This window comes from Streptomyces sp. NPDC050448, assembly GCF_040655295.1.
GTDB lineage: Bacteria > Actinomycetota > Actinomycetes > Streptomycetales > Streptomycetaceae > Streptomyces.
Genome location: NZ_JBFAJR010000015.1, coordinates 43,867 through 63,525, shown reverse-complemented (window position 1 = coordinate 63,525; position 19,659 = coordinate 43,867). Strand labels below are relative to the sequence as shown.

15 protein-coding genes are annotated in these 19,659 nt (G+C 72.3%); 5 read left to right on the top strand and 10 right to left on the bottom strand.

What is annotated here, in order from left to right:
* The first annotated feature begins 155 nt into the window (after positions 1–155).
* Positions 156–1,619: a non-reducing end alpha-L-arabinofuranosidase family hydrolase gene (locus AB0I68_RS19590; RefSeq protein WP_363178589.1), complete on the top strand. Its 1,464-nt coding sequence runs from the start codon at positions 156–158 to the stop codon at positions 1,617–1,619.
* A 330-nt stretch (positions 1,620–1,949) separates the two neighbouring features.
* On the opposite strand, the gene AB0I68_RS19585 is transcribed toward AB0I68_RS19590, so the two are convergent.
* The 7 genes from AB0I68_RS19585 to AB0I68_RS19555 form a co-directional block, all read right to left on the bottom strand.
* Entirely contained in the window at positions 1,950–3,140 is a 1,191-nt protein-coding gene (locus AB0I68_RS19585) for a cytochrome P450 (protein WP_363178588.1), read from the bottom strand.
* Positions 3,137–4,327, bottom strand: a complete 1,191-nt coding sequence (locus tag AB0I68_RS19580) for an MAB_1171c family putative transporter (protein ID WP_363178587.1) — start codon at positions 4,325–4,327, stop codon at positions 3,137–3,139. The genes AB0I68_RS19585 and AB0I68_RS19580 overlap by 4 nt, the downstream gene beginning before the upstream one ends.
* Positions 4,324–4,851, bottom strand: a complete 528-nt coding sequence (locus tag AB0I68_RS19575; protein WP_363178586.1) for a regulator component — start codon at positions 4,849–4,851, stop codon at positions 4,324–4,326. The genes AB0I68_RS19580 and AB0I68_RS19575 overlap by 4 nt, the downstream gene beginning before the upstream one ends.
* A gap of 254 nt (positions 4,852–5,105) precedes the next feature.
* The gene (locus tag AB0I68_RS19570; RefSeq protein ID WP_363178585.1) at positions 5,106–5,561 is read right to left on the bottom strand and encodes a helix-turn-helix transcriptional regulator; all 456 of its coding nucleotides are present in this window, start codon (positions 5,559–5,561) and stop codon (positions 5,106–5,108) included.
* 349 nt (positions 5,562–5,910) lie between these two features.
* A complete protein-coding gene (locus tag AB0I68_RS19565; RefSeq protein ID WP_363178584.1) occupies positions 5,911–7,119 on the bottom strand; it encodes a hypothetical protein in 1,209 nt (402 codons plus the stop codon).
* A 324-nt stretch (positions 7,120–7,443) separates the two neighbouring features.
* Positions 7,444–8,541 (bottom strand): hypothetical protein, encoded by a 1,098-nt coding sequence (locus tag AB0I68_RS19560; RefSeq protein WP_363178583.1) that lies wholly within the window; start codon positions 8,539–8,541, stop codon positions 7,444–7,446.
* A gap of 133 nt (positions 8,542–8,674) precedes the next feature.
* The gene (locus tag AB0I68_RS19555) at positions 8,675–9,490 is read right to left on the bottom strand and encodes a TIGR01458 family HAD-type hydrolase (RefSeq protein WP_363178582.1); all 816 of its coding nucleotides are present in this window, start codon (positions 9,488–9,490) and stop codon (positions 8,675–8,677) included.
* 427 nt (positions 9,491–9,917) lie between these two features.
* Between AB0I68_RS19555 and AB0I68_RS19550 the strand changes: the two genes are divergently transcribed.
* The 3 genes from AB0I68_RS19550 to AB0I68_RS19540 are packed head-to-tail and all read left to right on the top strand — an operon-like array spanning position 9,918 to position 13,642.
* Complete coding sequence (locus AB0I68_RS19550) at positions 9,918–10,457, top strand: 2Fe-2S iron-sulfur cluster-binding protein (RefSeq protein WP_363178660.1); 540 nt, start codon at positions 9,918–9,920, stop codon at positions 10,455–10,457.
* Complete coding sequence (locus tag AB0I68_RS19545) at positions 10,454–11,464, top strand: xanthine dehydrogenase family protein subunit M (RefSeq protein ID WP_363178581.1); 1,011 nt, start codon at positions 10,454–10,456, stop codon at positions 11,462–11,464. Before AB0I68_RS19550 ends, AB0I68_RS19545 begins: the two co-directional genes overlap by 4 nt.
* A 30-nt stretch (positions 11,465–11,494) precedes the next feature.
* Positions 11,495–13,642, top strand: coding sequence for a xanthine dehydrogenase family protein molybdopterin-binding subunit (locus AB0I68_RS19540; RefSeq protein ID WP_363178580.1), 2,148 nt, complete (start codon positions 11,495–11,497; stop codon positions 13,640–13,642).
* Between the two features lie 115 nt (positions 13,643–13,757).
* On the opposite strand, the gene AB0I68_RS19535 is transcribed toward AB0I68_RS19540, so the two are convergent.
* The 3 genes from AB0I68_RS19535 to AB0I68_RS19525 are packed head-to-tail and all read right to left on the bottom strand — an operon-like array spanning position 13,758 to position 18,572.
* A complete protein-coding gene (locus AB0I68_RS19535; RefSeq protein WP_363178579.1) occupies positions 13,758–15,023 on the bottom strand; it encodes an MFS transporter in 1,266 nt (421 codons plus the stop codon).
* 43 nt (positions 15,024–15,066) lie between these two features.
* The gene (locus tag AB0I68_RS19530; protein ID WP_363178578.1) at positions 15,067–17,067 is read right to left on the bottom strand and encodes a PEP/pyruvate-binding domain-containing protein; all 2,001 of its coding nucleotides are present in this window, start codon (positions 17,065–17,067) and stop codon (positions 15,067–15,069) included.
* Positions 17,064–18,572, bottom strand: coding sequence for an ATP-grasp domain-containing protein (locus tag AB0I68_RS19525; protein WP_363178577.1), 1,509 nt, complete (start codon positions 18,570–18,572; stop codon positions 17,064–17,066). Before AB0I68_RS19525 ends, AB0I68_RS19530 begins: the two co-directional genes overlap by 4 nt.
* 575 nt (positions 18,573–19,147) lie before the next feature.
* Here AB0I68_RS19525 and coaD point away from each other — a divergent pair.
* The gene (gene coaD / locus AB0I68_RS19520) at positions 19,148–19,624 is read left to right on the top strand and encodes a pantetheine-phosphate adenylyltransferase (protein WP_363178575.1); all 477 of its coding nucleotides are present in this window, start codon (positions 19,148–19,150) and stop codon (positions 19,622–19,624) included.
* The last annotated feature ends 35 nt before the right edge of the window (positions 19,625–19,659 follow it).

Below are 19,659 nucleotides of genomic sequence, written 5' to 3'. Positions count from 1 at the left end.
GGGCCTGTGTCCCGGCTGGAGCGCGCGGTCCACCGACGCTTGGGCATGGGCGGCCGAATGGCCCCCTATCCCGTCCCCGACTCCCCCCCGCGGCCGCCCCGGGGTGCGCCGGGGCCGCCCCACCCCCACCCCCACCCCCCGAAGGAGCTCTTCTGATGCGGTTTCGCCATCCACCCCTGATCCTGAGTCTCGTACTCGCGGTCCTGTCGTCCTTGCTGCTCGGGACAACTCTCCTCAGCGCCCCGCCCGCCGCCGCGGCGACCGTCGACCCCAATGCCTCGTATGCGCTTGTCAACCGCAACAGCGGCAAGGCCCTGGACGTCTACAACCTGGCGACCAACGACGGCGCGCGCATCACCCAGTGGACCAGGAACGACCAGAACCAGCAGCTGTGGCAGTTCGTCGACTCCGGCGGCGGCTACTACCGCATCAAGTCCCGCCACTCCGGCAAGGTGCTGGACGTCCTCAACAAGTCCACCGCCAACGGCGGCTCGATCGTCCAGTGGACCGACCTGAACGGCACCAACCAGCAGTGGCGGCTGGCCGAGAGCTCGGACGGCTACGTGAGGCTCATCGCGCGCCACAGCAACAAGGCCCTCGAGGTGCAAGGCGCCTCCACCGCCGACAACGCGAACATCGTCCAGTACGACGACTGGGGCGGCACCAACCAGCAGTGGCAGCTCGTCCCGGTCGGCGGCGGCACCCCCGGCCCGTGCAAACTTCCGTCGACCTACCGCTGGGCATCGACGGGCGCGCTGGCGCAGCCCAAGTCGGGGTGGGTCTCGCTCAAGGACTTCACCGTCGCCCCCTACAACGGCAAGCAACTCGTCTACGCCACGACGCACGACACGGGGAAGAACTGGGGCTCGATGAACTTCGGCCTGTTCTCCAACTGGTCGGAGATGGGATCGGCCAGCCAGAACACGATGTCGACCGGCACCGTCGCGCCGACGCTGTTCTACTTCGCGCCGAAGAACATCTGGGTGCTCACCTACCAGTGGGGTGCGACCGCGTTCTCCTACCGGACGTCGAGCGACCCCACCAACCCGAACGGCTGGTCATCACCGCAGGAGCTCTTCTCCGGAAGCATCGGCACCGGAGCAGCACCCATCGACCAGACGATCATCGGTGACGGCACGAACATGTACCTGTTCTTCGCCGGTGACAACGGCAAGATCTACCGGGCCAGTATGCCGATCGGGAACTTCCCGGGCAGTTTCGGCTCGACCTACACAACGATCATGAGCGATACGACGAACAACCTGTTCGAAGCCCCGCAGGTCTACAAGCTCCAGGGCCAGGACCGCTACCTCATGATCGTCGAGGCGATGGGCTCGCAGGGCCGCTTTTTCCGCTCGTTCACGGCCACCAGTCTGAACGGTTCATGGACACCCCAGGCCGCGACCGAGAGCAACCCCTTCGCCGGCAAGGCCAACAGCGGTGCCACCTGGACCAACGACATCAGCCATGGCGAACTGATCCGCACCACCGCCGATCAGACCATGACCGTCGATCCCTGCAACCTGCAGTTGCTCTACCAGGGACGCAGCCCCAGCTCCGACGGCGTCGACTACGGCCTCCTGCCCTACCGGCCGGGTCTGCTGACACTGCAGCGCTGACGACGTGACACGGGTCCGGCTCCGTAGTGGAGCCGGAGGGGGGGGGGGGGGGGGGGGGCCCGGCCCCCCCCCCCCCCCCGCCCGGGTCACGCGCCGTGGACGCCGTGCGGCACTCGAACTGCCGTGGCGGTGCGACTGCCCGGGCGTCAGCCTGCCGGTGGGCGGCCTCCGTCGGCGAGGGTCTGCGCGCATCAGATCGTCTTGCCGGTGGTGCCGTGCCGGGGACCACTCGATGGTGGTCCCGATGAGGCCGGCGGCGACGATGCGCGCGAGCGGAGCGCGTGCCCGTACGGGTGCCGGTTGCGGGGCGGGCGCCGTGGTTGGGGTGGGTCAGGTGAGGGTGAGGGGGAGGGTGGTCAGGCCGCGGGTGAGGCGGGTTCGGCGCCAGGTCAGGGATTCTGCGGGGATGGCCAGGCGGGTGTCAGGGAAGCGGGTCACCAGGGTTCGGAGGGCGATTTCCGCCTCGGCGCGGGCCAGGGGGGCGCCCGGGCAGCGGTGGATGCCGTGGCCGAAGGAGAGGTGGCCGCCGGCGTCGCGGTCGAGGTTGAGGCGGTGCGGGTCGGGGAAGGCCGCCGGGTCGCGGTTCGCGGCCCCGGGGGCGATGAGCACAGGGAAGCCCGCCGGGATGTCGACCCCGCCGACGCGCAGGTCCTCCGTGCTGTGACGGAAGGTGGCCACGCTCACCGGGGAGTCGAAGCGGAGCAGTTCGTCCAGGGCGCCGGGGATCAGGTCCGGGTCCCGGCGCAGGCGGTCGAACGCCTCCGGGTGCCGGAGCAGGGCCAGGACGGCGTTGCCGATGAAGTGGGTGGTGGTCTCGTGCCCGGCGACCAGGAGGAGGGCGGCCAGGGAGACGGTCTCGTCCCGGTCGAGGCCGCCCTCGTCGCAGTCGCGCAGGAGGGAGTGGAGCGGGCCGTCGCCGGGGGTGGCGCGGGCTGTGCCGACGAGGTGCGTCAGGTAGTCGCCGATCCGGTGCGACGCGGCGTCGACGCGGTCGGTGTCGGTCGCGTCGAAGAGGTCGTGGGACCAGCCGGCGAGCGTGGCGCGGTCGGATTCCGGCACTCCCAGCAGCTCGCAGACGACGGTGACCGGCAGGGGTACCGCCAGGTCCGCCACCAGGTCGACCTCCGTGCCCGGTCGCCACGCGGTCATGAGGTCGTCGACGACCCGGGTGATGTACGGGCGCAGTTCCCGGACGCGTCCGGTGGTGAACAGGGGCGTCGCCACCCGCCGGTGGCGGGTGTGCGCGGGTGGGTCGCTCGCCAGCATGTTGCGGGAGATCGCCGGGTGCAGGTTGCGGTTCGAGGGCCGGTCGGCGAAGAAGCGGGCCGTGTCCTTGGACAGGCGGGGATCGGTGAACGCCTCGCGGGCCTCGGGGTGGCCGGTGATCAGGTACGCGTGGTGCCCGCCGGAGCCGGTGGGGATGCGTTGCACCGGGCAGCCTTCGCGCAGCCGGTCGTAGGTGGGGTAGGGGTCGGCGAAGAAGCGCGGGTCGCGCAGCGGGTCCTGCCGCGGGGCGGTCACGAGGCCACGCCCGCGTTCTCGCGTGCCGGGCGGCGCGCATGGGCGTCGGCCACGAGCAGCAGCCACGCGGTCTCCGCCGGGAGGTCGCCCTTGCGGGAGCGGGTGCCGGCGGCGGGCGGGGCCTCGTCGCCGTCGAGTGGGAGTCCGGCGCGCTTCGCCTCGACCGCCGCGGCGATGACCGCCGCCTCCACCTCGGCGTCGCCCTCGGGGGTGCCGACCGCGCCCCGGCGGGCGACCTCGGCTGCCGCGGCGTCCCGCACCGATGCCTGGCGGTACCGGCGCAGGGCCAGCACGCAGTCGTTGATCTCGATGACCCGGCGGTGCAGGTGGAAGTCGAGGTCGTGGGTGTCGGCCCCGGTGTTGCCCGGGTCGAGCACGACCTCGGGGACCGCCGAGGTGACCTCCCGCCACAGGGGTTCCAGCGCGGTGAACGAGTTCCGTTCCCAGCGACGGCGGCGCAGTTGGCTGAGTGGCCACAGCAGGGCGGGGAGGGTGAGTCCGGCGGTGATGAGGAGGACGGCGACGGCGGGCGCGGTCACGCTGAAGGTGCAGCGGAAGGGGGTCAGCGGGCTCGAGCACCGGGCGTTGTCGGGCACGAGCCCCAGGCCGAGCCCGATGGAGACCAGGGCGAAGAGCTTGTACGCGGCGTAGACGAGGGCGAAGCCACAGCCGACCGAGGTCGTGCGCAGGCCCCAGCGCTGACTGCGTCGGGTCGAGCGCGTGGACTGGGCCCAGGTCTGCAGCAGGAAGTCCTTGGCCGTGTACCCCAGGTAGGAGATGTAGATGAGCACGTAGCACGCGTACAACACCGGGTTTCGTCCGGTGAGTTGTTCGGCGGCGAAGAAGGCGGTCATGCCGGCGACGGAGATCGCGAGGGCGATGACGCGCAGTCGGATCTGCCGGCGGGCCCGTTCGCGCTCCAGATTGAGCTGGAAGAGGAAGGCGAGGACCGAGGTGGCCGCCGTCAGGGTGAAGGTGTTGCTGAGGAGTCGGGCGACGTGGGGGACCACCGATTCGACCGCGCGCTCCACGCCCGGGGCGTAGGAGGCGAAGGCGAGGGCGAACGAGGTCAGCAGCGCCGCCATCGCCCAGGTGCCCGTGGGGCGGTGTCCGCCGCGTCCTCGCACCCAGTAGGCGGCGAAGCACAGCAGCACGACGGCCGTGCCCGTGAACAGGATGTTGATCATTTCCGGTGGCGCTTCTTCCTGTGCGGCTTGGCGAACAGCGCGTCCCAGCTCTCGGCGCCGCTGGCGGGCCGGATCGACGGACTTTCGCGTCCCCGGTACATGAGTTGTCGGATCACGCTGGCCATCACCTCGGCCTCGCGTTCGTCCTCGCTGGTGTAGCTGGTCCGGCCGGACATGCGCTGCACGAGGGTGGGGTTGAACCCGATCGCGTGCAGGGTGTCCTGGTCCAGTTCCAGGCTGCCGGGGTGGTCGCAGATGATGTGGCTGATCTCGTGGGCGAGGATGTGGTTCTGGTGGAGGGGGGAGGTGGCCTCCTCGTAGAACAACAGGTCGGCGTCCGGGGTCTCCAGGCGGATGCCGCACGGAGCGTCCATGGCGCCCAGGGTGCTCAGGGGGCGCAGGATGATGGGGCGTCCGCGTTGTTCGGCCACGGCGTCGCGGAGGTCGCGGGTGCTGAAGCGGTGCGGGAGTCGAAGCGCCTCGACGCGCGCCTCACACGTGGCGCGAAGCTGCTCAAGGTCCATGTCCTCACTCTGGTGACGCCGGTCGGGCGCGGTCGGCCGGAGTGCAACTCTCCCTGGAAGCCCGGTACGCGCGCCCCAATGCTGACATGTTCGCGACTCCGCTTCGAGGGCGGGGTGCCGCCGCGGTCGGGCCGTGCGGCTCGGGATGCCGGGCTTGTGCCGGGAAACGCCTGATGCCCCCCTGTCGTTGAGCGACCACAAGGGGGTGCCGTATCGGTGCGCGGGGACCGTGTTGTCGCCGCCCGGTGCGCGGTTCAGTCGTCCAGGTCGAGGTCCTGCGCGGGGTCGTCGGTGGTGAGTCCTTCGAGCTTCCGGGCCTGTTCGATCACGGTGGACAGCATCTTCAGGCTGTCGACGCTCAGACCGTTGGCGCGCAGGGCCACCTTGCGGACGTCCTGATCGCGCATGGCGGCCAGGAGGTCGATCTCCGCCCTGGTGCGTTCGGCCGCCGCGCTGTCGACGAAGTAGCCCGCCGGTACGCCGAAGAAGTCGGCCAGGGCCTTGATGGTGTGTCGCGTCGGGTTCCGCTTGGCGCCGGTGCGCAGTTGCTGGATGGCGCTCGCCGTCACCCCGCGCCCCTCTCCGGTCGCAGCCTTGCGGATTCCCTCGGCGACCTCCGCGTAGGTGTAGGGCCCCCGCGAAGGGGGGTGCACCTCGCGGAAGAGGTGGTCCAGGAGCTGGGCGAAGGTGGGCGACTGGTCATCCTCCACGTACACGACCTCCTTGGTGTGATGCCGAGTCCTTGCCCACCACAGTGTTTCTCGAAGCCTCTCGGGCCGGCCCCGGCAACACTTTGGTTGACGCCGGACAGTCACTCTGGTGTACGTTACCAATGCTTCCTCGCCACTGAAGTGTCGAGGGGGTGGCGGTGCCGGCCGGGTCGAGGTCGAGCTTCACGGGGGTGAGCTCGGCCGACGGCCCGGAGCGCCGCGGCCGCGTCGGGCGGGTTCGCCCCGGCCGGCGCACGGCGACGCGGGGGAGGCGCGGGCCCGGCGCCGTCCCGTTCGCCGAGTGACGCGATCGGTCGGGGGCCCTCCGTCACATGTTCCAGCCGAGCCGTCACATGGTCCAGCGCAGCACCGCCCCCAAGCCGCCCGCCGGTCCGGGCATGCCCGCCGGTACGACGAGGACGTCGCTGCCGGCCGCCGCCGCGGACCGCAGCAGGGCGTCGTCCGCACGCGCCCGTACGGGCTTGCTGACGCCCATCGCCTCCGCCTGGCCGCGCTGCACCGCGACCTCGTCCACGCCGGGACCGATCCACACCTCGCGCGCCGCGTCGGAGCCGTCGGGGCTGAGCAGCAGCGTGGCCACCTGGTGGGTGCGTACGGCGTCCACGACGGCCGGCACGCCCTCGGCCGCCTCGCCCGGTCCGGTGTCCACGGTGGCCTCGCGGTGCTCGCCGGGCCGGCCCCGGCCGATGCGGAAGCGCTCCAGGGTGCTCTCGAGCCGCTCGCGGGCGAACCTCTCGCGCACCTGCGCGATCTCGCGGTCGAGGGCGTCCTTCGAGGCTCCGGGCGACCTGGCGCCGCTGTCGACTTCGACGGTCATCGGCTGCATGTGCTCGGGCAGCCGGTTGCGGACGGCCCGGCGCTCGCGAGGATCGCCGGTCAGCACCACCATCAGTTCGGCGCCGTTCTCGAGCCACTGCCGGGCCAGTTCAGCCGCGATGATGTCGGCCGTCTCGTTCCAGGCGTTCTCGATCTTGTTCCGGTAGTGCCACTCGCCCCGGTCCGCCGGCATGCTGCGGTGCCCGCGACCGGGCCACTCCCGGCCCTGGGCCTGGCCCACGGGATCCCGCCGGTGGGCGTCTCGCAGCTCCAGATCGGCGCCCGTGCGGTCGATGTACGCCACCAGGCAGCTCGGCCCGTCGTCCCGCAGGCCGGCCAGCGGGGCGACGTGCGGCAGGACCGACCAGGTCGCCTCGGTGGCGACCGGGACCTTCCCCAGCGGGATGTCCAGTACGACCTCGGCGCCCGAAGCGAACAGTGCGCGGCCGGGCGGCGCCTCGCTGACGGGTTCCCCGGCGAGCCGGTTCACCACGGCCCGAACGGTGTAGGGGTCGGCACCCGCGTCGATCAACTGGGACGCGACCGCGCGCTCACGGAGCGCTTGCATCCGCTGCGCGTCCTCGGTCGCGCGCGTGGTCTCGATGTACACCGAGGCCCAGGGCCCTTGCCGGGCGAAGAGCGGTTTGAGAAAGCCGAGTTCCATGATGTCCCCCAGGGGGTTCAGGAAGGCTTGAGGGGAGGTGTGACGAAAGCGGTGCACGACGGCACACCCCTTTCCAGGGTGCCCTGCCCACCGGACACGTGCCCGCCGACCCACCCGTCGAACGCACCCCGCTCGTCCGCCCGCCACACCTGGGCCGGTCGGGTGGATTCCGGGCCCGGAGCGGTACGGGGAGGGTCGGGGGCGGGGAAGACGGCGGCCGTGACCGGAATTCTGCTGGAGCCGGCCTCGGCGGCGGGGACGAAGCAGGCCGGCGGACGGCACGGACGGCCTCCAGCAGCCGTGCGTCGGTCACCTCCGCCGTCCGGGCCGCGAGGACCGGGTTCTCGGGAGAAGTCTCGTGGACACATCGGATTGCACCCGTCAGGCCGGGGTGCCGGGGTCGGCGTACCGCAGCAGCGCCCCGATCCCCTCGTCCAGACCCAGCTCGTCCTCCGGTACGACGACCAGTTCGGCGGCGGTGCCGACCAGGGCCCGCACCAAGGCCTCGTCGGCGGGTTCCTCGCGGGGCGCCCGCACTCCGAAGGAGACCAGCTCCTCCTCCGTCAAGGCGAGCTGCGTGGGCAGCGGACCGGTCCACAGCCGCAGCGAGGCGGCGAGCGGGTGGTTCAGCAGCAGCGCCGTGACCTGGCCGCGCTGCAGGGCGGCCAGGGCGGCCTCCAGCCCTTCCGCCGCGGGCCCGCCCAGGGCCCGGCGGCCGATGAAGATGTTCACCAGGTCCCGGTCGTGCTCGGCCATCCGGCCGCGGAAGACGCTGCCGAGCTGCGGCTCCAGCAGGGCCCGTCCGGTATCCGTCGGGGTGGGGCCCCCGCACCGTACGACCTTGCCGCGCAGGGCGCGCGGCAGTCGGCGGACCAGGACGTTGCCCGCCCATGCGTCCCCGGCGACGACGACGGCGTCGGCGTGGGTTCGCCGTGCCCAGGCGTCCAGCCGGTGGCCCAGCTGGACGGCGCTGTGGTGCCAGGTGGCCACCGCCACGTTGTGGTGCAGCCGCTCACCCGGGGCCACGGTGGAGGCCGGCCACGTGCCGGACTCCGCCTCCACCGTCACCCAGCCGTGCGTCTCGGCCGTCGGCAGCCCGCCGTAGTGCACCACCACCGCCAGGTAGGGGATCTCGGGCAAATGCTGGGTGACCAGCGGCATCGTGTCCGGCAGGGTGCTGTAACGGGCCGAGTCGTGGTCGGGTGGCCGGGGCAGCTCCCCGTCCAGGACGAGCGAGCCGCCGGCCGTGAAGATCGCCTGCCCGTGTGTCCCCGGCAGCTCGGCGTCCGCGCCGACCGCTTCCTCCAGTACGCCGAGCAGCGCCCGGTCCGCGCCCTGCCGGGTGAGCTCCTCACGCAACCGGCGCCAGCGCAGGGCGACGGCCCGGTCGGACTGCGCCGTGTCCCGCGAGGTGTCCAGGTACACCGAGGCGAACGGGCCGGACTCCGTGTACAGGGGTTCCAGGAACGACAGCCTCATTCCTCATCACCTTTCCCAGGCCGCTCCCAGGTGTCTCCTCCCTATCGATGATGCGCGCGGGGGCGGGGCAGACGAAGACCTGCATCGGGATTTCGAGGCGGACCGTCCCGGAGGAGGCGGGGACGGGAAATGCCTACGTCCCGGGGCTGCCGGAACCGGAACCGGAGGCGGAACCGGAGGCGAGAAGGGCGGGCAGGTCGGCGAAGGAGTCGAGGACGTGGTCTGGGGTCCCGGCGGCGGCCCGGTGCGTCTCGGGGAGGTACTTGCCCGTCCTCACCAGGACGCCGGCGACGCCGAACCGCTGGGCGGCCAGCACGTCCGACTCGATGTCGTCGCCGACCATCAGTGCTTCGGACGCGTCGGCGCCCACGTGGGCGAGGGCGCTCGCGAAGAACGCGGGCGCCGGCTTGCCCGTCACCTCCGCCTCGGTGCGCGAGGCCTTCTCGAGTCCCTCGAGGAAGGCCCCGGTGTCCAGGTCGAGGCCGCCCTCGGTACGCCAGTACAGATTGCGGTGCATGGACACCAGCCGGGCCCCGCGCTGCAGTTGCCGGAAGACGCGGTTGAGGGCCTCGTAGCCGAACTCGGGGCCCGCGCCGCCGAGCACGACCACGTCCGCGTCCCCCTCGTCGACGAGGGTGATTCCCGGCAGGTCGTCCCGTACATCGCCGCTGTTGAGCAGGAGGCAGCGGGCGCCGGGGCAGTGCTCGCGCAGGTACGCCGCCGTGGCGGCCGGAGCGGTCAGGATGTCTTCGGCACCGACGGGGAAGCCCAGGTCGGCCAGGCGTGTGGCGATGGCGGCGCGGGTGCGGGAGGTGTTGTTGGTGACCAGGGCGAGGCGGAGGCCGACGGCGCGCAGCCGTTCCATGGCCGAGACCGTTCCGGGCAGGGCCTTCCAGGAGACGGTGAGGACGCCGTCGATGTCGATCAGGACCGCTCGGATTCGCTCCATGGAGCCGACGGTAGCCCAGGGGTTCCGCGACGGCGGGCCGGCTTCCGGGCAGTGAGGCGGTCAGGGAATGCCCGAACCCAGGCCCAGCCGGAACCGCCGCCGGACCGCGGCTGCATGGTCGCGGCCTTCCGGGCGACGACATCGTGTACCCGATGCACACCATGGGCCGCGTCTTACGGGTCTGCCCCCGTACGAAACCCGACCGTCGGCCGTATGGGGGAGGCCGGCGGGTGCGTGGAGCGCGCGCGGGCGTGAGAGGGGCCAGGCTGGGCAGTGGGACGGATATTCCCTCCCCAAACGGACGACAAGGGAGTTCGTCGTGGCCCACGCAACCGACCCGCCCGCACCCCGGCCGGCGCACGGCGGCGACCCCGGACCGGGGTCGCGCACGCCGGACGACGAGGTCGCCGGTGCCGCCCGCTCCTCCGTGACCCTGCGCGTCAACGGCGTCCACCACGACCTCGACCTGGACCACCGCGTCACGCTCCTCGACGCCCTGCGCGAGCACCTGGACCTGACCGGCGCCAAGAAGGGATGCGACCACGGGCAGTGCGGCGCCTGTACCGTCCTCGTGGACGGCCGGCGCGCCAACAGCTGTCTGCTGCTCGCCGTCGCCCTCGACGGCTGCGAGATCACCACCGTGGAAGGCCTCGCCGCTCCCGACGGCACCCTCCACCCGCTCCAGCGCGCCTTCATCGAACACGACGCCTTCCAGTGCGGCTACTGCACCCCCGGCCAGCTCTGCTCCGCCGTCGGCGCGCTCCGCGAGGCCGCCGCAGGACACCCCTCGCACGTCACCGCAACCGCTCCCCAGGCCGGGCCCGCCGTGCTGACCGCCGAGGAGATCAGGGAACGGCTCAGCGGGAACCTGTGCCGCTGCGGCGCCTACCCCGCGATCGTCCGGGCCGTCGCCGACGCGGGCGCGGACGCCGCGGCCACCAGGACCGGCGCGGACGTGATCGCATGAAGCCCTTCGCCTACGTACGCGCCACCAGCCTCCGAGAGGCCGCCGACGCCTACGCCGCGCACCCCGGTTCCCGCTACCTCGGCGGCGGCACCAACCTCGTGGACCTGATGAAACTGGGCGTCGAGACCCCCACCGCCCTCATCGACATCTCCCGGCTCCCCCTGGAGGAGATCACCGAACTTCCCGACGGGGGCCTGCGCGTCGGTGCCACGGTCCGGAACAGCGACCTGGCCGCCGACCCGCGGGTGCGCACCCGCTACCCGCTGCTCGGGCAGGCACTGCTCGCCGGCGCCTCCGGCCAACTGCGCAACGTCGCCACCACCGGCGGCAACCTGCTCCAGCGCACCCGCTGCGCCTACTTCCAGGACCCCTCCAAGCCGTGCAACAAGCGCGAACCCGACAGCGGCTGCGGGGCCCGCGACGGAATCCACCGCGACCACGCGGTACTCGGACACTCCGAGCACTGCATCGCCACCCACCCCTCCGACATGGCCGTGGCCCTCGCCGCGCTGGACGCCGAAGTCGAGCTGTACGGCGGACCGGACACCACCCGCACCGTCGCGGCCACCGAGTTCCACCGGCTGCCCGGTGACCATCCCGAGCAGGACACCGTCATCAGCCCCGGAGAGATCATCACGGGGGTACTCCTGCCCGCCGCGGCGCCCGGCGCCGTTTCGCTCTACCGCAAGGCCCGCGAACGTGCCTCGTACGCCTTCGCCCTCGCGTCGGTCGCCGTCGTCCTCGACCTCGACGACGGCCGCGTACGCCGGATCGCCCTCGCCTTCGGCGGCCTCGCCCACCGGCCCTGGCGGGCCACCACGGCCGAGGCGCGGCTGACCGGCGCCGAGCCGCACCCCGACACCGTACGCGCGGCCGTCGACGCGGAACTCGCCCGGGCGGAGCCCCTGCGCGACAACGCGTACAAGATCCCCCTCGCCCGCAACCTCGCCTGCGACGCCGTCGCCACGCTGGCCGGTACGCACCCCGGTTCCCCCGCCACGCCGTGAGCGGCGCCACCGACCAGGAACAGGACCACGATGAGCCCCACCTCCGCCACCCTCGACACCACGGCCCAGGCCTCCCTCGGTGCCCCCGTCCCTCGGCGCGAAGGCCGGGAGAAGGTGACCGGCACCGCCCGCTACGCCGCCGAACGGCACCTGCCGCGACGGGCCTACGCCTGGCCGGTGCCCGCGACGATCGCCCGCGGCCGGATCACCGCCGTCGACACCGCCGCCGCCCTGGCCCTGCCCGGCGTACTGGGCGTCCTCACCCCGTACGACGCACCGCGCCTGGGCCCCTCCGACGACCCCACCCTCCAACTGCTCCAGGACCTGCGGGTACCGCACCGCGGGTGGTACGTGGCGCTGGCCATCGCCGACACCCTGGAGGAGGCCCGGGCCGCCGCCGAGGCGGTGCGCGTCACCTACGAGGCGGAGCCGCACGACGTCACCCTGCGCGAGGGACACCCCGGCCTGTACACCCCCGAGGAAGTCAACGGCGGCTACCCCGCGCACCGCGAACAGGGCGACCCGGACGCCGCGTTCGCCGCCGCGCTCGTACGTGTCGACGCCCACTACTCGGTGCCGCCACTGCACAACCACGCGATGGAGCCGCACGCCGCCACCGCGGACTGGGACGCCGGGCGCGGCCACCTCACCGTGTACGACTCCTGCCAGGGCACCACGGTGGTGCGCGCCGTCCTGGCCGGACTGTTCCGGCTGCCGGAGGACCGGGTCACCGTCCTGGCCGAGCACGTGGGCGGCGGATTCGGCTCCAAGGGCACACCGCGCCCGCACGTCGTCCTCGCCGTCATGGCCACCCGGCACTGCGGACGCCCCGTCACCCTGGCCCTGCCCCGACAGCACATGGCCGCCACCGTCGGCCACCGCGCGCCCACCCTGCACCGCGTCCGGCTCGGCGCCCGCCCGGACGGCACCCTCACCTCCCTCACCCACGAGGTCACCACGCACACCTCGCAGGTGCGCGAGTTCGTCGAGCAGGCCGCCGTACCCGCCCGGGTGATGTACGCCGTCCAGGACAGCCGCACCACCCACCGCGTCGCCGCGCTCGACGTGCCCACCCCCTCCTGGATGCGGGCCCCCGGCGAGACCCCCGGCATGTACGCCCTGGAGTCGGCCATGGACGAGCTGGCCGACGCCCTCGGCATGGACCCCGTCGAGCTGCGCGTACGCAACGACCCGGCCACCGAGCCCGACAGCGGCCGCCCCTTCAGCAGCCGCCACCTGGTGGAGTGCCTGCGCGAGGGCGCACGCCGCTTCGGCTGGCCCGGCCGCCGGCCGCCCCTCCGGGAGGGGCTGCTCCTCATCGGCAGCGGCGTGGCCGCCGCCACCTACCCCGTGTACATCGCCCCCGCCGGCGCCCGGGCCCACGCCCGCCCCGACGGGAGCTACCTCGTCGAGGTCAACGCCACCGACATCGGGACCGGCGCCCGGACGGTCCTTTCCCAGATCGCAGCCGACGCCCTGCGCGTCCCGCTCGACGCCGTCTCGCTGTCCATCGGGAACAGCGCGCTGCCCGCCGGCCCCGTCGCCGGCGGCTCCACCGGGACGGCGTCCTGGGGCTGGGCGGTACACGACGCGTGCATCGCCCTGACCGACCGGCTGGCCCGGCACCAAGGGCCGCTGCCCGACGCGGGGCTCTCCGCGTCCGCCGACACCACCCAGTCGGCGAAGCAGAAGTCACCGTACGCGCGCCACGCGTTCGGGGCGCACTTCGCCGAGGTCCAGGCGGACACGGTCACCGGTGAGGTACGCGTCCGCCGGCTGCTGGGCGTCTTCGCCGCCGGCCACGTCCTCAACCCCCGCACGGCCCGCTCCCAGTTCATCGGGGGGATGGTGATGGGGCTGGGCATGGCGCTGACCGAACACGGCAGCCTCGACCCGGCGTTCGGCGACTTCGCCGAGCGCGACCTGGCCACCTACCACGTGCCGGCGAACGCCGACGTCCGGGCCGTCGAGGCCCACTGGATCGACGAGCACGACAAGCACCTCAACCCGATGGGCAGCAAGGGCATCGGGGAGATCGGCATCGTCGGCGCCGCGGCGGCCATCGGCAACGCCGTGAGCCAGGCCACCGGCCGGCGCCTGCGCGAGCTGCCCCTGACCCCCGACCGGGTCCTGGCCGCCCTCGCCGGCGAGCCGGCCGGGACGGGACACACCGGATGACAGCCGGGGAGTCGCGGTCGCGCGGTGGATTACGGGGTGTCCGGCGGACCGGTCGGACGGTCAGTCGGCATCCTGCGACAGCAGGGTCTGACCGCCGTGCGGCCGTCCCGCCGTATCAGGGCTGACCGGCCGTCGGCCGCACCCCGTCGCGGCGCAGCCGACCCAGGACGACGCCCACGACGAGCAGCAGCAGACAGGTGCCCACCGCCGCGTGCACGAGGAGCGCGTCGAGGCGGTCCGCCGCCAGGTAGGCACCGACGGCCAGCGCCACCAGCGCGCACACGCCGCGATCGACGATGGACTCCACCGACAACAGGGTCGCCCGGTAAGGGGTCGGCGGGATGGCCGCGTTGATCAGATTGCGCTGCACCGGGTACGCCAGGCCCGCCGCGGCGGCGAACACGCACAGCCACAGGATCGTGCCCAGCCTCCCCGTCAACGTGGTGGCCGCGAGCGTGAGTGCCATGACCACACTGAGGACGGTCACAGCGGTGGTGCCGGACATTCTGCTGCGCAACCAGCCGGTTCTGGCCGATCCGACGGCCTCGGCAACCGTCATCGCTGACAGCACCGCACCGTGGTCGGCGACGGGGAGGTCCTTTTCGAGGAGCAGCGGTTGGAAGAGGTTGACCTGGCAGATGCGGGCGAGCGTGAACACGGCCACGCCCTGCACCATCAACGGCCCGAGGGACCGTGCCGTTCCGAGCACCTTTACGGCCTGGCGGCCCGATTCGAGGAGTCCGTCGCGCTTCGCGGGCGGATGGGCGCCCCCACGGGGCGCCGCGATCGCCGGGAGGGCCGCGGCGCAGGTCAGCGAACCGAGGGCGGAGAGGGCGGTCAGCACGTAAGGGGCCTCGTGCCGGATGTGCATCAGAATGCCGACCAGGGGCCAGCAGACGATCTTTGCCCAGAGGCCGAGCGCCCGGGCGGTGCCCTCGGCCTGTACGTAGTGGGCGTCCGCACCGCGCTCGTGCAGGTACTCGTACAGGTAGGCGCTGGAGGCCCCGGACACCAGCGAGCGGGCGGTGGCGATGCCCAGGAAGTGCGCCATGAAGCCCGCGAAGGACGGCGAGGCGACCGGGAGGAGGTTCGCCGCTGTCATCGCGGCCGCCCCGAGCTGCATGCAGCGGCGCTGGCCGAAGCGGTCGGCGATGAAGCCGGTGGGTATCTCCAGCAGGCAGAACGCCACGTAGTAGACGCTCTGGATGCCGAAGATCTGGCTGTCCGACAGGCCTGCCTGCCTCTGGTACTGGTAGAAGACCGGCATCCACCACAACAGGTTGAACAACAACTGGAACCCGTTGTTCAGCCGGATCACGCGGAGCACCGCGGCGGGCGGACGGACGCGGCGTTTCACGCGCGCACGCAGGGAGACGGGCATGGGCGACCTTCGGGTGGGGCGGTACGCGGGAAGTACGGACAGGTCAGGCGCTGTACGGCCGGAGCTGGAGGATGTGGAGCGTGCCTCCCGGCCCGAGCAGCCATTCGATGTCGAGCGGCCCCGCGAAGGTGTAGTCCGTGGCGAAATGGGACTGGAGCAGGCGGCCCGCCAGCGCCAGCCGGCCCAGGTGTGCCCGCGTCTCCTGCGGCAGGTCCTCGGTGGCCGCGCCCAGCGAGATCGTGCGGCCGCCGCCCTCGACCGTGTTGTACAGGTACTGCAGGGGCATCGTCCGGCCGTCGACGACATCGGCCGTGGACCCGTGCGCGCAGTTGAGGTACACGTTGCGGAAGTCGGCCCGGTTGGTCGGATTGCAGGTGACCATGACGCCTCCGAGCGGGGACGGTTCGTAGCGCTGGACGATCACCCCCATGTAGGTGTCGTCCAGGGAGATGCCGGCCTGATGGCGCAGCCGCACGCTGCGCGGGGAGAGCAATGAGGCCCACACCTGGCGGATGGCGTCCAGCAGCCCCGGCAGGTCGGTGACCTTGGTGTGGGACTCGTAGATCCCGGCCGCGGAGAAGCCCGGCAGGTCCTCGGCGTTCGAGGAGGACCGCACGGCGAAGCGGCTCGTGCCCGCCAGGTGCTCGACCAGCTGTGTGTCCAGGGCGCGCACCAGGTCCTCGGGCACCGGAAGGGTGCGCACCAGGTGCTGCAATGGCACGCAGAGCGTGTCCACGGCGTCCATGGCGCTCAGCTCCAGGGCCATCTTCAGTTTGCCGATGCTCTGTTGCACCGCCGGAGAGGAGTCCAGGAAGCGCTGCTGGACGGAGAAGGGGACGGCGATGCCCGCCGGCGCCTGGACGTGCCGGGTCAGGAACTCGCTCGCGTACTGGGCCAGATCGCCGTCTTGGGGCATGCGCAGCCGGCCGGCCAGGTGGCCGAGCAGGTCGGCCCTGGGCGGGCGGGGCACGGAGTAGTAGCCGGTCAGCCGGGACGAGCCGTGGCGCAGTACGTGGTGGAGTTCCCCGAGGTTGGCCGCCTTGGTGCCGTAGCGGTTCCGGTCGCCGGCGCGTAACGCGGACAGCGGCACGAGCGGTACGTCCGCCACGTGCGGCGCGTCGAGGCGGACCCGCTGCGTGTGCCACGTCGGTTCGGCGAGGTCCGGCGACTCCTCGGCCCGCTCGATGACGAACCCGTCGGCGGTGACCTCGTAACGGACCCAGGCACCGTCCAGCTTCTCGTCGGCGACCGTGTCGAGGACTCCGCGGACGATGGCGTTGGGGATGCCCCAGCCGGCCGCCAGCATGTTGGTGTGCGACAGCGGGGTGGTCGGCAGGGCGTTGACCAGGCCCGCGAGCCGCGGGATGTCGTCGGGGACCACCGGCATGGCGACGATGTCGTACCAGGTCAGGTCCGCGCGGGCGGCCAGGTACTCCTCGCCCGAGGCGAAGGCGCGGAGCCGGCCGGTGGCCGAGGCAAGCGTCAACGGCACGAAGGGCGCGGTCGCCGAGAGCGCGTGACCCCGTGCACGGGGCACGACGGTCTCCGGCACCGCCGCGAGGGCGTTCTCCTGGCCGTGATTGGCCGGCTTCACCAGCAGCTCCAGCGCGGGATCGAGGTGGGCCCGCACGAAGGCGTGGAACTCGGTCAACAGGTCCGCGCCCATGGTGTCGGCCTCGGTGGTCTCCAGGACCATGAACGGCTCGTCCTGCTCCGGGCCACCCCGGGAGTGCAGCGACAGGACGCCGAGCAGGAAGCGTCGCGCGGGGTCCTGGTAGACGTCGTGGTTGAAGCGGTCGAGTTCGGCGTCGAGCTGGTCCAGGGTCAGCCCCTGGATCTCGGTGGCTATGTAGTTGACGTGGAAGGAGTGCACGGCGCTGTCGAGGACGTGCCAGAGGCCCTGGTCCCGGTCCACGACGACCTTCACGTACGGGTGCCCGCCCAGCACCCCGGCCAACTGCTCGAACAGGGGGAGCGTGAGCAGGGTGCCCACGGCGGCGCCCCGGGGGGACGGCGCGGGAGGGATGGTGCCGGCGTTCGTCATGCGGTGCTCCCGGGGGTCGAGCGGTCGGCGGACGTGGCGGTGGGGTCGGCGGGGAGGGCGGACGCGGCGGTGGGGTCGGCGGACGTGGCGGTGAGGGCGTTCGGCAGGGCCGCGAGGATGCGGCCGCAGTCGGCCAGCAGCTCCGGCCCGGACCCGGCGCTGAGGAAGCACAGCGCGGCCATGGAATTGGCCCCTCCCGCCTCCTCGTACGGCGGTACCGGGCTGCCCGGCGCGAGACTGTGTTCGCGCACCAACTCCACGCGGGATCCCGGCGCGACCAGGGCGGACCAGTCGACCGCCTCGAAGTCCCAGGCCGGGAGCTCGGTCCAGGGCCGGCCCTCCGGGTCGACGGCGAGGACGACGAGGGATCCGGCGGCGCCCTCGCCCTCGGTCAGCATCCGGTCGGGGTAGGCGACGTCCCGGCCGAGCAGCTGACGCATCAGCATGCCGATCATGTCGAGCCCGAAGACGGCCTCCACCTGCCGGGTGGTCATCACCCCACCGAAGCGGGCCGCGGTCTCGATCAACCACATGGCCCCGTCCGCGCCGAGTTTGATCTCGGTGTGGGTGGCGCAGGTGTCGAGTCCGAGCGCGTCGACGGCGGCGCGCGACACCTCCTCGATCCGGCGCTGCGACGCTTCCGGGAGGGCGGCCGGAGCCAGGCTCGCCCGCTCGGTGAAGGGCGCGATGGTCGGCATCCGCCCGGTGATGCACAACGGGTGGTAGCGGCCGTCGGCGACGATCCCCTCCACGCTGACGTAGTCGCCCCAACCGGCCCCGTCGAACCAGTCGGAGGCCTTTCCGGTCACGATCTCCTCCAGCAGGAAATCGCTGACGCCCTCGTCCACGGCGTGTAGTTCCGCGTAACCTTGTGCGGAGGACGCCTCCATGACGGAGCGTCCGGTCTTCCAGGCCTCCTCGGCCTGCTGCTCGTTCCACACGGTGAGATGGGCCGTGGAACCCGCGCTCCAGGCGGCCTTCAGGAGGAGCGGCGGCCTCAGGGTTTCGAAAGCGGTCGCGATGTCCTGCGGAGCGTGGACCTCCGCGAACCCCGGTACGGGCAGGCCGGCGTCGCGCCAGATCCGGCGCATCAGACGCTTGTCCCGCGCCCCCGCGACCCGCTCGCCGGCGCCGCGCAGACCGAGCCGCAGGCTCGCGCGGGCGACGGCCACCACTGCGTACTCCGACAGGGTCAGCACCGCCGCGGCGCTGACGCGGCGGGCGTGGGAACAGATCAGATCGACCAGTTCCACCCCCTCGCCCGGCATGGCCGTGGTGACCGACGCGCACCCGGGCAGCCACACTGCCTCGGTGGTTCGAGGCAGCGGCGCGAGCGCCAGGACGTGCACCTCGGCGTGGGCGGCGATTCTCGGGACCCCGTACTCCAGAGGGGGGCCGCCCTTGGCATAGACGAAGAGGATCGAGGTCATGGTGCTCCTGGGGTCGAGGGGGACGCCGCGTGGCGCGACGGCGTCGTCGGCGGACGGTCCGTACGCGGTGTCCACGTACGGACCAGAGGCAGCGAGAGCACGACTGAAAACGGTGGGCGCACGGATGTACGCCTACTCGGTCAGGCGTTCGCCAAACAATCGAGCTCGCCAAGTGGGGCCGTTGTGGAGGTGTTTCAGCCATCCCGGCGGGACCGGGGGGATCACGCGTCCGCAGGGCCGATCCGGGAGATCGTCACCACCGGTCGGGGACCGGAGCGGCCACCTCGACCGCGGGCGGGCCCCGTCCCGGCCTCGGCGACGACTCGCGGCCACGGCATGAGTCGGTCGGGGACCACCGGGGCCGGACCCGCCGGCCCCGGGCCTCGCCCGGCCTGTCGCACCCGCCGCGCTCACCACCGCTCAGGGCGCCGCCCGCAACCCCGTACGGCCGCCGTCTGGTCAACGCCGTGCGGCGCTGGTATCTCGGAGGCGGAGCCGACCGCACCTCCCGTAACCCAGTGGGTCCTTCACCGGGCGCACGGCGAAGAGGATTCCGTGTCGTCCGGGTGAGGACACCGGCGTCTTGGTGGTTTGGCTGCCCTGGCACTTCACTACCGGGGTGGGGCGGCCGCTTGTTACTCTTTCCGATCATGCGAGCCCTCTTCCCAGGATCCTTCGACCCGGTCACTCAAGGGCACCAGGACGTACTCCGCCGCGCTGCCCTCCTGTTCGACGAGGTCGTCGTGTGCGTGATGTTCAATTCGAACAAGACCGGCCGCTTCCCCATCCCGGAACGGTTGGACCGGCTCCGCGCGGCAGCAGCTGACCTGAGCAACGTCACGGTCGACTCCCACACCGGCGGCCTGCTGGTCGACTACTGCCGCCGAGTCGGAATCGACGTCGTCATCCGCGGAGTCCGCGGCGTTGCCGACCTGGACTACGAAATGCCGATGGCCCGCATGAACCACGAGTTGGCGGGAGTCGAAACGTTCTTCATCGCTGCCGACCCCGGCCTGGCCCACATCTCCTCCACCCTCGTCGCCGCGATGAGTCAACAGGGCCGTGTCCCGAATGATGATGTGAGCGAGCTTCTTCCAGCAGGTGGGGGCGGCAGCGAGGGTTCCTGAGACGTGTTCTGCGTGGTGAGGCGGACGAGCCGTTC

Bases quoted from the DNA above. Each gene is read 5' to 3' on its own strand.
- coaD (WP_363178575.1), top strand. From the start codon at position 19,148: ATGCGAGCCCTCTTCCCAGGATCCTTCGACCCGGTCACTCAAGGGCAC.
- AB0I68_RS19535 (WP_363178579.1), bottom strand. From the start codon at position 15,023: ATGCCCGTCTCCCTGCGTGCGCGCGTGAAACGCCGCGTCCGTCCGCCC.
- AB0I68_RS19560 (WP_363178583.1), bottom strand. From the start codon at position 8,541: ATGAGGCTGTCGTTCCTGGAACCCCTGTACACGGAGTCCGGCCCGTTC.
- AB0I68_RS19590 (WP_363178589.1), top strand. From the start codon at position 156: ATGCGGTTTCGCCATCCACCCCTGATCCTGAGTCTCGTACTCGCGGTC.
- AB0I68_RS19580 (WP_363178587.1), bottom strand. From the start codon at position 4,327: ATGATCAACATCCTGTTCACGGGCACGGCCGTCGTGCTGCTGTGCTTC.
- AB0I68_RS19545 (WP_363178581.1), top strand. From the start codon at position 10,454: ATGAAGCCCTTCGCCTACGTACGCGCCACCAGCCTCCGAGAGGCCGCC.
- AB0I68_RS19575 (WP_363178586.1), bottom strand. From the start codon at position 4,851: ATGGACCTTGAGCAGCTTCGCGCCACGTGTGAGGCGCGCGTCGAGGCG.
- AB0I68_RS19540 (WP_363178580.1), top strand. From the start codon at position 11,495: ATGAGCCCCACCTCCGCCACCCTCGACACCACGGCCCAGGCCTCCCTC.
- AB0I68_RS19555 (WP_363178582.1), bottom strand. From the start codon at position 9,490: ATGGAGCGAATCCGAGCGGTCCTGATCGACATCGACGGCGTCCTCACC.
- AB0I68_RS19530 (WP_363178578.1), bottom strand. From the start codon at position 17,067: ATGACGAACGCCGGCACCATCCCTCCCGCGCCGTCCCCCCGGGGCGCC.